Raw genomic sequence first — 16,271 nt, forward strand, 5'->3', positions numbered from 1 at the left:
ATAGGGATGTGAAAAAATGTCATTGGTGAAATTTGATATATTTAATAAAGTTGTTGAGCTAGGAAGTTTGACAAAAGCAGGGGAAGAACTTAGCTTATCTCAGTCTGCAGTTAGTCATGCCATTGCAAGTCTAGAGTCGGAATGGGGATTTTCCATTTTGAATCGAGGACGAGCTGGCATTACATTAACTAGTAATGGTGAACGTGTTTTAAGATATGTAAGAGAAATACTGAAGTGGAATAACGAAATGGTGCAAGAAATAGCCGATATTAATGGTTTAGAAATAGGTACGATTCGCATTGGTACTTTTTCTAGTGTATCGGTTCAATGGCTACCAGAAATTCTAAAGGAATTTAGTAATCATTATCCTTCGATTGACATTGAATTATTTGAAGGGGATTATGATGAAATTGAAGAATGGATTTTTAATGGAGAGGTTGATTTTGGATTCCTATCGATCCCAACATCCTATCAATTTGAAGTGATTCCATTAAAAAAGGATCGTATGCTATGTATTCTCTCAGAAGACCATCCACTTGCAAAGAAAAGTAAAGTAAGCTTTGGGGAAGTAGAGAAAGAACCTCTTATTCGAGCAAAGCAAGGAAGCGATAATGATTTAAGGAGAATATTGAAAGAAAACAATGTTACTCCTAATGTGAAATTTGAGTTGGAAGATGACCAGGCAATCTTCTCCATGGTACAACATGGGATGGGGATTAGTATACTTCCGGAAATGGCTTTATATCGACTACCAGCAAAAATCCGGGTACTTAATTTGGAACAAGAAAACTATCGCACGATTGGTATTGCAGCAAAGTCCTTTAACAATCTAGCCCCAGCAACAAAAAAGTTTATCGAACATCTGAAACCGTGGTCTAGACATGTACCAGAAAAACTTCCAAGAATTAAGGAGTAAAGCTAGAGAAAAAAATAGATGATATTTATAATTTTCGGAGGTATTCTATCACAGGCTAACTGGCTTTAAAACTCCAACTTCAAGAATTTATTATAACCAAATCTTCTTTATAATTATTTATAAGGATGAATAGTCACAATTCTGTGAACTACCTTGCAAATTATTTACTTTGTGCTTTAATGGAGTAAATACGACAAGCAAAGGAGAGGGATTAATGACCATTCACCATCATAATCATCCATATATGACCATCCATGATTTTCATTCACACAGTCATATTGGTTGGGATAATTCCATCAAACCAATTGCTGAAGTTGATTCTGGACAAACAATTACCTATGAGATTGTAGAAGCTTCTGGTGGGCAATTTCATAAAAATTCTACTGCAGAAGATGTTAGGAATGTTGATTTTTCAAAGTTGAACCCTGTGGCAGGTCCAATCTATGTCAAGGGTGCTGAACCAGGGGATACATTAGAAGTTGAAATGATTGATTTTCGACAGTTAGAGTGGGGTTGGACAGCAATTGTCCCTGGATTTGGATTATTAGCTGATGATTTTCCAGATCCAGCATTAAAGATTATCGATTTAGCTAACCGTAAAAAGGCAGAATTTCTACATGGGATTGATGTGTTTGTTAAGCCATTTCCAGGAACCATTGGTGTTGCTATGAAAGAACCAGGAAAGCACAGTATCGTACCTCCACGTCATAATGGTGGTAATATGGATATTCGGCACTTAGTAAAAGGAACGAAACTTTATTTGCCAGTTCAAGTAGAAGGAGCATTGTTTTCAATCGGTGACACACATGCAGCACAAGGGGATGGAGAAGTATGTGGAACAGCAATTGAAGCATCCATGGAAACAACGATTCGTTTCAAATTGCATAAAGGTAAAACAATTGCTGAACCTCGTTATGAAATCCCAGGACCACCAACTCCAGAAGCAGATAGTATGGGGTACTATGTGACCACTGGACATGGGCAGGATTTATATAAAGCATCGCAAAATGCGATTCGCTATATGATCGAACATATTGTTAACACATATGGTGTAACAGATGAAGAGGCATACATGTTATGTAGTGTTGCTGTAGATTTAAGAATTAGTGAAATTGTGGATGCACCGAATTGGCTTGTTTCTGCATTTTTACCAAATTCTATTTTTAAATAAATTTCTTTAAATATTATCTTGCGGGGAGGGGGGTATGATTTTCCCTCTCTTTTTATCTTTAAAACCTCCCCTTTAATTACCATATTGTATGCGTTGACATACGAAAAAATAAGAGTTAGTCTATAACAGACAAGTTAATTGATAATGGAGATTAGGAGATCACACTAATGAACATCTTTCGGAATGGAAGATGTGTATTTCAGTGTGGTCTTTTTTGCTTTCGGTTAATTGTCCCTTTTCGTGAATTTAAGATAAGAAATATATCTTTAAAGGATTGGAGGGTAGTTCACTAATTGTCGAATAGCATTTTTATTCGGTGGCAAATTAATGAAAGAAGATATTTTTAACAACAAGGAGGAGCTTTTATGCTTAAGTTTTTCAAACCTGCTCCAGCTGTCGAAAGATTACCGGAGGAACAAATTGACAAGGAATACAAAAAACTTCGACTGCAAGTTTTTATGGGAATTTTTATTGGTTATGCGGCTTATTATCTAATAAGGAAGAACTTTTCTCTTGCGATGCCCTATTTAGTGGAAGAGGGCTTTTCTAAAGGGGAATTAGGGATTGCTTTATCTGCTATCTCCATTGCATATGGAATCAGTAAATTTGTCATGGCAACGGTCTCGGATCGAAGTAATGCCCGTGTGTTTTTAGTTACGGGATTAGTATTATCGGCAATTATAAATTTATTAATGGGATTTATTCCATTTTTCACTTCAACCATTACGATTATGTTTATTATGCTATTTTTAAATGGTTGGGTTCAAGGAATGGGTTGGCCACCATCTGGTCGTGTACTTGTTCATTGGTTTAGTGTGAGTGAACGTGGTGGAAAAACAGCTATTTGGAACGTTGCACATAATGTTGGGGGAGGATTAATGGCCCCACTTGCAATTGGGGGAGTCTCCATTGTAACTACCTATTTTGGTGCTTCATATCTTGGTTATGAAGGAGTTTTTATCTTTCCTGCATTAGTAGCTCTTGTAATTGCTGTAATTGCATATATGTTAATACGTGATACACCACAGTCTGTTGGGCTTCCTCCGATAGAGGAACATCGAAATGATTTTCCAAGTAAATCTAGAAAAACTTTTGAAACAGAATTAACAACCAAGGAAATTTTATTTAAATATGTATTAAATAATAAATGGGTGTGGGCGATTGCATTTGCAAATATTTTCGTTTACTTTGTTCGTTATGGTGTATTAGACTGGGCACCTACTTACTTAAGTGAAGAAAAAGGATTTGATATGAACGAATCAGGACTTGCTTATTTCTTATACGAATGGGCAGGTATACCAGGAACTCTATTAGCTGGATACATTTCTGATAAAGTATTTAAAGGTCGTCGTGGACCAGCAGGTGTTGTATTTATGTTAGGTGTATTAATAGCTGTACTTGTTTACTGGTTTAACCCTGCTGGGAATCCATTAATTGATAATATTGCTTTAATTGCTATTGGTTTTCTGATTTACGGACCGGTTATGTTAATTGGTCTACAAGCACTTGATTTTGTACCTAAAAAAGCAGCTGGAACTGCAGCTGGATTAACTGGTTTCTTCGGTTATATTGGTGGTGCCGTATCAGCAAACGCAATTATGGGATTTGTTGTACAACATTTTGATTGGGATGCAGGATTTATTTTACTATCCGTTTCATGTGTTCTTGCGGTTCTTTTATTTGCAGTTACATGGAATGTACGTGGTCAAGAAGTTGTAAAAAAATATTAAAATAAACAAAAGTAATAGTCTGCCAATACATATGTGTTGGCAGATTTTTTAAATGAAAGACAGAAATATCATGTATTAGTAAGACTGAAATACATGATACCAACGTCTTGTCTGTACTATTATAATCTGATTAGTTATAGCTGGATATATTTAATTGTAACTAATAATTGATTAATAATTAGTACGTTATCCCAAAAATTTAAGTGGTGGTGAACGTCAACATGTTTCTTTATCACGTGCGATTTTACTCAAACCAAAATTGCTGTTGTTAGATGTACCACTATCTGCACTTGACCAAAATACAAAAAAGTCAATGAGTCAGCTACTTATTGACTTGTATCAAAATGAAAATATGACAATCATTCATGTAACACATGATATTTCAGAAGCAAAGCACCTCAAGTGTTAAAGCGATAGGGTTTGGCTGGTTTGGAGAGCGAAGAGAAAATACCAGAAAGGAGCCAAATTAGGGTCAATTTTTGTTGGGGTTGTTTTTCATATCGAATGATATGCTTTACCTAGTATTGACAGCTATATGAGAATTTAGACTAGGAAGCTGTTTTTTTGTTTTTTACTCTCCCTTGAGGCTTTCTTATATACTAAGAGAAATTGTTCCAGATTAGTTCTGGTTGTATAATTTTGAATCGGCAGAGCCTAATGGATCGTTCTCATCTTTCCTATTTTGTAACTCCTTTTTTTACTTGTACCCTCCACATAATCATCCAGACATATGCCAATAGCAAAATATACCCAGTACAAAACTAGGTAAAAGGTAGTATTGTAATTATATAAAATTGGAATTAATATTTATATATAGAAAAGTGCGCGTTTTTAGCATAATGAAGAGAGCGAGTGATACAAATTCATGAATGAAGAGTTTAAAAATCAGTTACGAAAACTTGCTTTGCAAAAAGTAGATCAAATCACCCAGTCATTAAAAGAGGAAACCCGTTTGAAATATGGTCATGCTATAAGGGATTTTTTTAATCAGTTTATAGAGGATGAAACTGTATTTCAACAGCTTTATCATGCTTACAAAAAACGTACATCCTTTGACCTACATCGGAAACACATTACCCTCTCCTATACATATGAAGATACATCACATACCATTGCCTTTTTAGATAAACGTTTTTCCTTAGACGAGACAACATTTGTTCAGTTATTATCGAATACGATTGAAATTACACGGGAAGTACTCCCATTAGGATCTATTGTAGAACTAGACCCAGCTTATTTTAAACCCGACAAAGAAAACACATCCCCTTCCAAAGTAGTGATCACAGGGAGATTCATCGCTCCACAGGGTTATCATAGCTATTTTCCATATGTAGGGGTCGTCTACCCAGTGGGAGAAGTGAAAATAGGATCACAAATTTATTTTACAACCCCTTTAATCAAAAAGGTCATTCATCAAGGATATACAGATGAGATGGAGGATGCTTTTGTCTTTTTAATGAAGCAGGAATTTATTGTAGAAAAGAATATGAACTCGATTGAATTTTCGAATCAAGATATGAAAAAACTCCAGCAAGAAATGAAGGAGAAGAAAAAAGTAGGTGAATCATAATGGGATTATATGACTATAATTTTTGCCATAACCTATTATACGGTGGTTGGGATTCCGGAATTATTAATAATTTACAAGATGCATGTAGAGAAATTCAGCAAAACTTTGAACAAATGGACTTAGAAAATGCCTCTGTTGAAGAAGAAATGAGGGAGATTGTTAATGAAATGATTACCGAATTAAATCGGCTAATTAATGACATTCAATCTACTCATTTCAGATAGATTCATAGAGCTAACTCTATAAGTGGGTCAGGAGAAATTCTTCATTAGAAGTGTATGGAAACCCAAGATTATTGCTTATGACATACACGGAAATTCAAGCTGAAATTATCAGCTTAGGTGGTGTAATGGGCGGTATACTTAGATTTTCCCTTGATTGAAGTTTTATATAAGGAAGGGATGTGTATAGGATTGGCAAAATCAGAAATTAAACTCGATATAGCGGATCTTGAATCAACATTAGACCGATTAGATAGTAGTATAGAAGAATTTACAAGTTATACGACGTCATTTCGTTCTCATACGAGAGATAGATTAAAAGCTTTTAATTCGGACTTTATAGATAAGGTAGATGCACTACTGGCTAACATGAATGACGATATGAATAGTGATTTAATTGACCAATTGAATGCTATCCATCAAAGTGGGAAAGCACTACTTAACAATATGAAGGAAGTAGATGAGGAAATTAGTGCGAAAATCGGAAGTGGCTCATCATGAAACGAGATCTGCAAATAAATTATGGTGTTTTAGATGAAATTATCGAGCAACTCCGAAAATACGAAAATAACCTTGAAACAATGGAAGAGTCGCTCACAGATGTTTCCACTTATATTCAAACGTATAAAGGGGAAAGTATTGATGCTTGGGATGAAAGAATCACCGGTTCTAAAGAGAAAATAAAAGATTACCAAGCCCAAGTCAGTGATCTCTTATCCTTATTTGAAAACTATGTAGCCGACACAACGGCGTATATTTCCCCGATTTCTAGAAACGCGATGATGCGGGTTGATAGGAATGATATATGGTTTAATTTAAAGCAAATGGATGGTGGAATTTCTAACAACGTACCCAAAGCATTTATGAAAACGTATGATTCTCCTACTTCTATCTTTAATTTTTTAGATGACCCAACAGACGCAGAAAAAGAAGCAAGTCGGATAAATCAAGCAAAGATAGAAAATATTAGGCAAGACATCCAACAAACAAAAAACAACCTCGAATATAAGATGGATGAACTATGGGATCTCTACACCTCCAAGGTGAAAAGATTTGAAAATGTTGATGATGAATACAATGATAAAGCCGCAAATGTAAAGGACAAATATACAGACTTTTTCGAAGGTGTATGGGATGTAGTTGAGTGGGGCTCAGAAAAAGTATGGGGCCTTGTGAAAGGACTTGCCGTTGGTTTATATGAAATCGCAAAAGGCCTATTAATACTTGTCCTTGATGCAGGAATTGTTGTCCTTTCCGATATCATTCCTGATATAATAGAGCCAGAAGGATTGAAACAGGCCGCCAATGATCGAGTGGAAACCTACAAGCAAACAATGAAACATATCATCAGTGATCCGATGAGTGTTGTGGAAAGCATCGGGCAATCTGTTTTCGATGCAGCCGAAGATGAAGGTATTATGTATGTCGCAGGTTATGAGTTGACTTCTTTGTACCTGTGGTCTCAGGCTGGAAGAGAAGAAAAAGGAGTTACTGCATCAGTAGGCTTTAATTCCCCCATTACGTATGGGATTCCTCACATTTTTGCAAAATAAAACACCATCCTTGTCATTTAATTCTAACAATTAATAATTCGCATGTAGCTATCGCCATCACCACTTTTCTCTCCTTCATAAGTTCATTATAATAATGATTATAAAATAATGCCCGATGAAATAGATATGGTTATAGTCGGATTAAAAAGAGTACCAGGTACACAAACAATTCCGAATCGTTCATGCACCTAGTACTCTAATACTCAAATTCATCTAACAATGCGCGTACCTCATCTGTTGACTCTGTCGTCATCAAATCATTCCTTAACTTACCCGCTCCTCTAAACTCTTTAACATATATCTTAAAAAAGCGGCGAAGTGGTTTAAATAAACGTGGCTCTAATTTTGAATATTTATCAAAAAGTTCCAGATGCAATCTTAAGAGATCAAGCAATTCCTTATAACTATGTTCTTTCGGCTCTTTTTCAAAGGCAAATGGATTTTTAAAGATACCTCGTCCAATCATCACACCATCTACACCATATTTCTCGGCAAGTTTTAATCCTGTTTGCCGATCAGGGATGTCACCATTAATTGTCAATAGGGTATCTGGGGCGACTTCATCACGTAATTTTTTAATCTCAGGAATTAGTTCCCAATGCGCATCTACTTTACTCATTTCTTTTTTTGTACGTAAATGAATAGATAGATTAACGATGTCTTGTTCAAATACATGTCTTAGCCAGTCACGCCATTCTTCTATATTTTCATAACCAAGTCTTGTCTTTACACTGACGGGCAATCCTCCTGCTTTTGCTGCGTCTATGATTTCTGCCGCTACATCCGGTCGCCGAATGAGACCACATCCTTTTCCTTTCGGTGCCACATTATGTGCAGGACAGCCCATATTGATATCTATCCCTCGAAAGCCTTCTTTCGCCATCCCAATACTCATTTTCCTAAAGTATTCAGGCTTATCTCCCCATATATGAGCCACAATTGGTTGTTCATCTTCTGTAAAAGTTAGACGCCCACGTACACTAAATTCCCCTTCTGGATGACAATAACTCTCTGTATTTGTAAATTCTGTAAAAAACACATCAGGTCTGGCCGCTTCACTCACGACATGGCGAAAAACAACATCTGTCACATCTTCCATTGGTGCAAGTATAAAAAACGGTCGTGGTAAATCACACCAAAAATTGTCTTTCATTTTCATCCTTAAATCCTTTCATTATAGGTTTATTCGTGTATACCCTTTAAACAAAATGTATACACGATATTTAAACACTATTTAATTAGCCATTATTAATGATAATCAATAACAGCCCTAAGCTCTTATCAAAATGAGCGACATTTCATCTATTAAACTTAACCAATATTTACTTTAATGTTTACCATTGAAAAGTGCAACGAAAAACGACTGAAAGAAAGGGCACTAATAAAGTTATAAAAAATAATGTCTCTTACTCGTTTATCAAATGATAAATTCTTTCTTATTTCAAGTCAACAGAACCAATAAAGATAGTTGCCCAATTACTTAGGTGTTACTCCTTGGAATCGTTCCATCCATCCTTTTAGTCGGCTATGAGAAAAAGATCCTTTTCAGTGTATCCTTCGCTAAATTTAAAATGGTGTGACTTATGTTTCCTTGTATGTATTTGGTGAAGGAAGAGTAAAAGAAATGTAAGCGATTGAGTGTACAGTAAATTATTATTACTGAATTTACCATCTTAAGGTTGAGTGTCAAATATAACTATAATATGTACCAGAATCAAATATGGGTATACTTTTACTTATATCTCCTTGAATATATGAATTCCGTAATAGGCAGCGTAAATATAAAACCAACTACGACTAGAAAAGGATAATTTTCAATACCACTTTTCATAAATCTATGCCTAAGCATGCCCTTTTGTTCTCTGTGACAGTATGTATGGAAAAAACTTAGGTGAATCACCAGAATGATTAGCTACATAAAAAGACAAGAAAAATAGTATAAAACAAAAAGAAGATAACCTAAGTAAATTATTTCATACACAAAAAGCGGCATTAACAACGATTGCTTGATGGGAACCGTTCAAATAGCGGGTTATAATGGCTTCATTTGTATTTTTAGCTTTTATAATAAAATCTCTCATGCATTAGTCATGAGAGATTTTGTTATTCTCCGCCTCTTTATCAGGATCACTTATTAAATCATTTGCAGACTTTTTAAATTCATGTAATGTTTGTCCAGCCGCCTTTCCTATTTCCGGTAGTTTTCTTGGTCCGAAGATAATCAGTGCCAATGCGAAAATAAGAATTAATCCAGGAATTCCAATATTAGCTAATCCCATTAAGTTCACCTTCTTATTTTAGTTGATTAGTGTATGGATAGTGTAACCTAATTATATTCATTTATTCTGTATAGCAACAAATAAGAAGTTCCTTCAAAAAAGTTTTGTAATCCTTAACCAACATGTTTATGTTTTTCATTTCTTTTTACTATTTGTCCACCGTTTTCAAGATATTTTTGAATTCCTTCTGAAGCACGGTAGGCCAAGGCTCCAACAGTTGCTGTTGGATGATGTCCACCAAAATGGGGGAATGCAGATGCTCCAACGACAAATAGATTATCCATATCCCACATTTGTAAATAGTTATTGACGGCCGATGTTTCTGGATTATCACCCATAATTACTCCTCCAGCATAATGTCCACCTTGATAGATATGGTCGAACTCTTCTGGAATATCATCCTCATCTACAATATCTGCACCCATTTCTTCCATAATTTCTTTACATTTTTCTACACCGAATTTGGCAATATTCCTGTCTTGATCCGTATACTTATTTGTTACACGAAGAAGGGGATCGTTGAAATCATCTTTATATGTTGGATCTAAATCAAGGTAATTATGCCACCAGGACATGATAGCTGGAGTGTACCATAATTGTAGAGTTCGATTTGCATAGAATAAAGAGTTCTTTTTAAACTCTTTCCCCCACCTAGGTGTCCCTTTTGGCACATGGTTACTTGCTATTGCTCCATCTCCATACTGTCTTAATTCAATTGCACCACCATTAATAAAGTCTAACTTAGAATGGTCGAAATTGTCTCCTGCAAAATCTCGCATCGTTCCTCCTAATGCCCCCGCTCCCATGTAGAGATTGAATTTCTTATCCTTGAAAAATCCTCTCGCTCCAAGAAATGTAATGTTAAATTGTCCATTGAAATTCTTCCCGATGACACCTTTTCTTGTTTTCGGGTCATATGGTTGTCCGATGTCAGATAGCATTAAAAGGCGGTTATTTGTAAAGGTAAAGGCAGATAATACAACGACATCGGCTGGTTGTTCATATTCCTGTCCTGTTCTTGTATCAACATACATGACCCCGGTGGCTTTCTTACCATTATGTAGGACTCGTCTTACATATGACTCGGTTCTTAATTCGAAGTTACCAGTCTTTTCTGCAGTAGGAATAACAGTAACAAGTGCATCAGATTTCGCACCAAAATCACAACCATAATGGGTACAGAATGCACAATATTGACATTGATTTATAACCTCACCATCTGGATTCTCATATTTCTCAGATAAGTTCCCAGCTGTTACTTGATAAGGATGATAGCCTAGGTTTGTTGCTGCTTCTTTAAATAATCGAATTGGTGGTGTTTCTTTCAGTGGTGGTGTTGGAAATTTTTCACTAGAGCGTTTGGGTCCAAGTGGATCAGGTTCACCTGATAATCCCGCTGTTTTCTCAAATCGATCATAATATTTTTCCATTTCATCATAAGTAATCCCCCAATCTTGAATGGTCATGCCATCGGGTATTTTATCCTTTCCATATCTTTCAACCGTTTTACTATAGATTTCAAAATCATATGGTAAATAACGGTAAGTCGATCCAGCCCAATGAACACTACCACCACCTAAATCTGTTCCAGCCATCATCTCATCTCTAGTTCGGACTGGTAATGCAACGTCATCCGGTGTATTACGAGAGGTAACAGTTTCATGTTTTAAATTTTGCATCATTTCATATCGGTTTGTAAAACGAAGCTCATCTTTAACACCGGTATAATCTGAAAGAACTTTCTTTTCTCCTCGTTCTAGTGCAACTACTTTTTTTCCGGCTTTTGCTAGTTCAGCAGATACTATTCCACCTGCCCATCCTGTACCTACAACGACAACATCTACTTTATCTAATTTCTTTGCCATTATACTACCTCCAATTTCATTACATTCATCCCTGATATTCTCTTAAACTTTGTGGTTCCATGACAATAAAATCTTCACTATCAATTTCATTAATATAAGCCATTCGTGGTCCAGGATATTCCTTCATCTTCCAGCCCATCATATTCTTATTTCCTCCATAGAGTGGGTCAGCATATACCCCTTCTAATGTAGTTTGGCGAAGTAGGTTGAAGAAGGTCTGGGAAGAAACACCTTTCATTTCTATTTCATTATTTTCAAATGCTTGTAAAATTTCATTTTGCTGTTTTTCTTCCAAATCAATAAAACTTTTATCAAATTTTTCCTTACTTACCTGATCCATTTTTCGTAATCCCTGTAAAAATATCTCGCCCCGATTTTGCCTAGATTGGTATCTAGGTGTGGGGGTTGGTGCTTGGGTAGATGTGTTCGGACCTGATTTATTCTGTTCACTATCCTTGCGTTGATATTCATGTGTTTGTTTATTTTGTAAAAACGGGTCTTTCATATATGCCTTTGCGTTTGTCCCCCAAGATCCAGCTAGTTGTTTATCAATGAAATAAGGTACACTCAATTTAATGGCACCTGGTCCATGATCATCTTCAGGGAAAATACGTTCTGTTGCTGCTTTTAAAGTGTTAAAGTCTTCTTCACGACTAAAGAACATGCGTGCTTCTTGTAATGTTTGCTGTGTATGGTCTCTTTTTTCCTTTGTGGGTGTGCTTTCCTTTGTCTGAAATTGATTTGTTATAAGTCCACCTAATAGAGAACCACCAACAACACCACCAGCAACCAATCCTGTATTTTTAAGAAAATGACGTCTACTTAGAGACTCTTCATCTTTATTAACCATCACTCACCCTCCTAAAAAGTTACTTATCCATATATTTCCCAGGTTTACCGAAATTATGAATTATAAGTAGGGGACATCTAAAAAAGATATCAAATGGAAACAATAGAGATGATTGATGAAATCCTGTATTTTTTATTTTGCCTGTATCGTGTTAAAATATGTCCATACGGAAAATAAAGAAAATTCGATAGAAGAGTTTGTTTACAACTATCAAAATAAATGAGGTGTGTTCAATGGAATTTACTGGTTTTGAACAAAAAGATTTTGATACTTTTCAGATAGATGGTTTAGAAGAAAGAATGGAAGCAATCCGTGAAAATATTCAACCAAAGTTCAAAGCAATCGGTGATGTGTTGGCCCATTATCTATCAGAGGATATTGGGCAAGAAATGTATGTACATATCGCAAAACATGCAAGAAGAACAGTTAATCCACCAAACGATACATGGGTGGCTTTTAGTTATAACAAAAGAGGATACAAGAAACATCCGCATTTTCAGGTAGGTCTATGGGATGATCGTGTTTTTGTTTGGCTAGCCTATATCTATGAGCTACCAAACAAAAAAGAATTTGCCAACATATTTATAGATGAACAGGACATGCTTGAAGAACATATCCCGAGTGATTATGATTTTTCAATGAATCATATGAAAAAATCAGATGAACAAATTGGAAAAGTAGACTTAAAAGAAAAGCTTGAACGATTTTCAAATGTAAAGAGTGCGGAACTATTAATTGGAAAGCAATTTCAAGCAAATAATCCTATTTTACAAGATGGAGAGAAGTTTCTGAATGAGATAAAAGCTATCTTTGATACACTGATTCCAGTATTTAAAATGTCATTACGAGAGATGGGATAGAAATAACGAAAAGCATGTTCGAAGAATTTCTTCAAACATGCTTCTTTCTGTTCTGTTATAATGGTTAGGAAGATTTATTTGTGTCTGTGTCATTTTTAATTTTCTCTAATAAAGCAATTATTTGTTCATTTTGTTCAATGATTGTGTTGTTTTGCTTGCGAAATTTCGTAAAATCAAATAAAAAGACGATTAAAATAAAGACAATAAGTATTCCCATGATTTGGCACCTCTTATGGTTTGGATTTATATAAACATACCAGAGATTCAAAGATACCTCTCTACGAAAATATGTTCATCCTAGCAGATTCTCTTTTCTCATATTTTACCAAAGTGTATTAAAACATACAGCTTTTTATTTAGCTATTAAAGAAAATAGATTATTGTGATAGGTCTCTAGGACCATTATTTTGGCATCCCATTTTATAATAGAAAGTAATTTGATACAATAAGGGAGTATGTGTGAAATCATAGTTTTAAATTTTATAAGTAGGTGAATGAAGTGAAAGTTAACAGAAATGACCCATGTCCATGTGGAAGTGGGAAAAAATATAAGAAATGTTGTTTGAAAAAGGAAGAATCTTTACAACTTGTACAGCATCAAAGAGATCAATATTATCAAACACAACAAGTACTTGTAAATCAATTGCATAATTTTATTTTTGAGAAGATTACATATAGCGAAAGTATTCAATTACAATCTCAATTTACGAAAAGGACCAATCGTACACTTTCCAAAGATATTGAACAAAGCTTTTTTAGAAATTGGTTATATTACTTCTATCGATTTGAAAATGGATTGCGTGGAATAGAGTGGTTTTATAATGAAAACGAAAAACGTCTAACTGATGATGAAAGGGAATTGGCGGAAAGTTGGACATTAATACCACCTCGTCTATTACAATTGGTTGATAAAACGAGTGATGTATTTGTGTTTGAAGATATGCTAACAAATGAACAATTTCCAATGTCAAATGATAAAGAAAACATGCCACAGTTTAGTCCATGGCTTAGTACATTAAGCATGATTCATAAATTTCAAGGGCAGTTTTTTTTCCAAGGTCTTCGTCCGATTATCGGACCAGAAACAATGTATGAAGCAATAGAGAAAGTAAAAGAATACCAGTTAGAAACAAAACAAAGTTATGAACAAATATTGATGGAATTCTTTCCAGAAATATTAACCATATTACTAAAGGAAAAATCAGAAGATGAAGCGGGAACCCATTTGGAATATACGCTTTCCTATCACGTTGAAAATGAAACAAATGTTAATGAACATTTACGAAATCAAGACCAACTGCATATTGATAAGTGGAATGAAAATGAGAAAAAACTTAGTTGGTATGGAAATTGGCGCGCATATACAGATAGTGAATTAGAAAAGCCAGTTAAAGTTGTTGATGTGTACGGGACAATTACATTAACGAATAACCAACTCCAAATTCATAGTATGGATAAAGCACGTGTAAATGAAATGAAAGACATGTTGCTTGGAATAGAGCAAGAACTAGAGTTCATAGATGAAAAGGAAGAAGAAGTGACAACAGTTGGTTTACGTGTGAAAAATATGGTTGTCTCCATCGAACAAGATACACCACGTTATTTCGCTCTATATGCACAACAGGAACTGGATCATGAAATAGACGTTCCGGTACCGATGTTTGACCATCTATCTATTCGTCAATTAGTGAAGAACGATAGAGAAGATGATGCTCTAACATGGTTGAAACAAGCAGAATATATGATGTATCATACCATTCTACATCAATTTGGAATGGTTGAGATTACAGCTGACTTTAACACGGTTCGTAAAGAATTAGGACTTTCTTTATCTCCATTTGTAACAGGTGGGGACAAACGAAAATCAAACTATGAAGATATCGAACCAGAAAAGACAGAGAGTCAAGTACTAGAAGATGACATTCCATTTTTAGAGGACTTAGGTTTTACACCTCAATCTGCTGATACATTTTATGTTACAGACATGCTTCATTTTTACAAAGAAAAAGCAGTAGGAAAGTCTGAATCAACTATCCGAAAGTATCGTAATAGCCTATCAGACTTAAGAGAAATATTAGCAGGAAAGTCTGTAATCAGTTGGGAACAATGTAATGTTGATATTTGGAGAGAAGTAATAATGGATGATTACTTTACGTTAAATCCTGATTGTACGAAGACAGCAAGACGCGACTTTATAAGCACAGTCAAAGCATTTTTGAAATGGTTAGAACAAAAATATGAAGAAACATCTTTTGATGATGTATTGGAATTTGTAGATGGAATAAAAAATTAAATGTCTTTGTTGGTGAAACCTTTCTAACACAATGACCGTATACCTAGTAAGCATGTTTTTCTAGGAGAGGTTATCTTTGGGAATTGCAGGAATTTTATTAGATATATTCAATCTATTTGTTTACTTGCCGTTTTTAAAAGTCGATGAAGAAGAAATTGGAAAGAATATAAGACACTTAAAGAAACAAGATTGGTTTCAAAACTATTTACAACACGAGGAATTTAGAAACATCATTATTCATGATAAAGACGTTCGCCAGTTGATTGGAAAATTCAATGAAAAGAAATTGCGTCTTCCTGCATATCAATTGAAGTGCCAAAGAAAACTACGAAATATGATCATTAAAAAATTAGAGGAAGTCTGAATGGAAAGCCACCCCAGAAGTATCTTGGGTGGCTTTTTGGTGCGCCCAAATCCCGATAAATCGCTGAAAATTCCAATATCAGCGTTCAAATCCTGATAAATCCGCGGAAACCCCGATATCTGAAGTACAAGGATTAACACAGTCACCAATTCACATTCTGAACTTGAAAGAAGTATATATGGAATAGAGTTTCATTAATCATGTGTTTTATCTTTAAGGCAATCCTAATACTCCTATCTCTTTAGGTAGGAGTTACATGTTGCCATACTTCGAACTAAAATGAATCGCAAACCATATGAAAAAATAGATATGGGGATACATCATCGATTATATTACTATAAATTGTGTTTTCCGTTATTTCAATCACACTGTCACTATATTCTCCAATAACTAGTAATGATTAAATAATCCCATTTACAACGTTTTTTTTGCATCAGCAACTTGAGTTGTCATGGGGCTTTCAGAAATGCGTGAAAACAGGAGAGGATATGCCTACGCTTTATTCTTTGTATTCGATTTAATATATTGGTATTAATTATCTTCATACCCTAACTTTCAAATTACGAATTAAAATGCAATATTTATATTGCACTTTTTTG

Annotated in this window: 15 protein-coding genes and 1 pseudogene; 11 read left to right on the forward strand and 5 right to left on the reverse strand. The window is 34.9% G+C overall.

The window, feature by feature from the left end; genetic code table 11:
- Window positions 1–16 precede the first annotated feature (16 nt).
- The 8 genes and pseudogenes from FHP05_RS06275 (at window position 17) to FHP05_RS06310 (ending at window position 7,161) form a co-directional block, all read left to right on the forward strand.
- Complete coding sequence (locus FHP05_RS06275) at window positions 17–916, forward strand: LysR family transcriptional regulator (RefSeq protein WP_147666395.1); 900 nt, start codon at window positions 17–19, stop codon at window positions 914–916.
- A gap of 214 nt (window positions 917–1,130) precedes the next feature.
- Window positions 1,131–2,087: an acetamidase/formamidase family protein gene (locus tag FHP05_RS06280; RefSeq protein WP_147666396.1), complete on the forward strand. Its 957-nt coding sequence runs from the start codon at window positions 1,131–1,133 to the stop codon at window positions 2,085–2,087.
- 365 nt (window positions 2,088–2,452) lie between these two features.
- Entirely contained in the window at window positions 2,453–3,817 is a 1,365-nt protein-coding gene (gene glpT, locus FHP05_RS06285) for a glycerol-3-phosphate transporter (RefSeq protein ID WP_147666397.1), read from the forward strand.
- Between the two features lie 196 nt (window positions 3,818–4,013).
- Window positions 4,014–4,226, forward strand: a pseudogene (locus FHP05_RS15750) (ATP-binding cassette domain-containing protein); the annotation flags it as partial.
- A 456-nt stretch (window positions 4,227–4,682) separates the two neighbouring features.
- A complete protein-coding gene (locus tag FHP05_RS06295) occupies window positions 4,683–5,387 on the forward strand; it encodes a DUF4176 domain-containing protein (protein WP_147666398.1) in 705 nt (234 codons plus the stop codon).
- A complete protein-coding gene (locus tag FHP05_RS06300) occupies window positions 5,387–5,611 on the forward strand; it encodes a hypothetical protein (RefSeq protein WP_147666399.1) in 225 nt (74 codons plus the stop codon). The genes FHP05_RS06295 and FHP05_RS06300 overlap by 1 nt, the downstream gene beginning before the upstream one ends.
- A 189-nt stretch (window positions 5,612–5,800) precedes the next feature.
- Entirely contained in the window at window positions 5,801–6,109 is a 309-nt protein-coding gene (locus tag FHP05_RS06305) for a hypothetical protein (protein WP_147666400.1), read from the forward strand.
- Window positions 6,106–7,161: a hypothetical protein gene (locus FHP05_RS06310; RefSeq protein WP_147666401.1), complete on the forward strand. Its 1,056-nt coding sequence runs from the start codon at window positions 6,106–6,108 to the stop codon at window positions 7,159–7,161. Before FHP05_RS06305 ends, FHP05_RS06310 begins: the two co-directional genes overlap by 4 nt.
- A gap of 196 nt (window positions 7,162–7,357) precedes the next feature.
- On the opposite strand, the gene FHP05_RS06315 is transcribed toward FHP05_RS06310, so the two are convergent.
- The 4 genes from FHP05_RS06315 to FHP05_RS06330 form a co-directional block, all read right to left on the reverse strand.
- Window positions 7,358–8,314, reverse strand: coding sequence for a tRNA dihydrouridine synthase (locus tag FHP05_RS06315; protein WP_147666402.1), 957 nt, complete (start codon window positions 8,312–8,314; stop codon window positions 7,358–7,360).
- Window positions 8,315–9,245: 931 nt separating this feature from the next.
- A complete protein-coding gene (locus FHP05_RS06320; RefSeq protein ID WP_147666403.1) occupies window positions 9,246–9,440 on the reverse strand; it encodes a twin-arginine translocase TatA/TatE family subunit in 195 nt (64 codons plus the stop codon).
- A 113-nt stretch (window positions 9,441–9,553) separates the two neighbouring features.
- The gene (locus tag FHP05_RS06325) at window positions 9,554–11,305 is read right to left on the reverse strand and encodes a GMC family oxidoreductase (protein ID WP_147666404.1); all 1,752 of its coding nucleotides are present in this window, start codon (window positions 11,303–11,305) and stop codon (window positions 9,554–9,556) included.
- Window positions 11,306–11,330: 25 nt separating this feature from the next.
- Entirely contained in the window at window positions 11,331–12,155 is an 825-nt protein-coding gene (locus FHP05_RS06330; protein WP_147666405.1) for a gluconate 2-dehydrogenase subunit 3 family protein, read from the reverse strand.
- Window positions 12,156–12,388: 233 nt separating this feature from the next.
- On the opposite strand from FHP05_RS06330, the gene FHP05_RS06335 reads away from it, so the two are divergent.
- Complete coding sequence (locus FHP05_RS06335) at window positions 12,389–13,015, forward strand: YktB family protein (protein WP_147666406.1); 627 nt, start codon at window positions 12,389–12,391, stop codon at window positions 13,013–13,015.
- Window positions 13,016–13,079: 64 nt separating this feature from the next.
- Here FHP05_RS06335 and FHP05_RS06340 read toward each other — a convergent pair whose 3' ends face one another.
- Window positions 13,080–13,232 carry a hypothetical protein gene (locus tag FHP05_RS06340; protein ID WP_191126270.1) on the reverse strand — a complete coding sequence of 51 codons (153 nt, stop codon included), beginning with the start codon at window positions 13,230–13,232 and terminating at the stop codon, window positions 13,080–13,082.
- A gap of 282 nt (window positions 13,233–13,514) precedes the next feature.
- Here FHP05_RS06340 and FHP05_RS06345 point away from each other — a divergent pair, with 282 nt between their 5' ends.
- Together FHP05_RS06345 and FHP05_RS06350 are read left to right on the forward strand one after the other, a co-directional pair.
- Entirely contained in the window at window positions 13,515–15,308 is a 1,794-nt protein-coding gene (locus FHP05_RS06345) for an SEC-C domain-containing protein (protein WP_191126271.1), read from the forward strand.
- Window positions 15,309–15,384: 76 nt separating this feature from the next.
- A complete protein-coding gene (locus FHP05_RS06350) occupies window positions 15,385–15,672 on the forward strand; it encodes a hypothetical protein (protein ID WP_230973942.1) in 288 nt (95 codons plus the stop codon).
- Window positions 15,673–16,271 lie beyond the last annotated feature (599 nt).

The sequence above is a fragment of the Cerasibacillus terrae genome (genome assembly GCF_008039555.1).
Taxonomy (GTDB): domain Bacteria; phylum Bacillota; class Bacilli; order Bacillales; family Amphibacillaceae; genus Cerasibacillus; species Cerasibacillus terrae.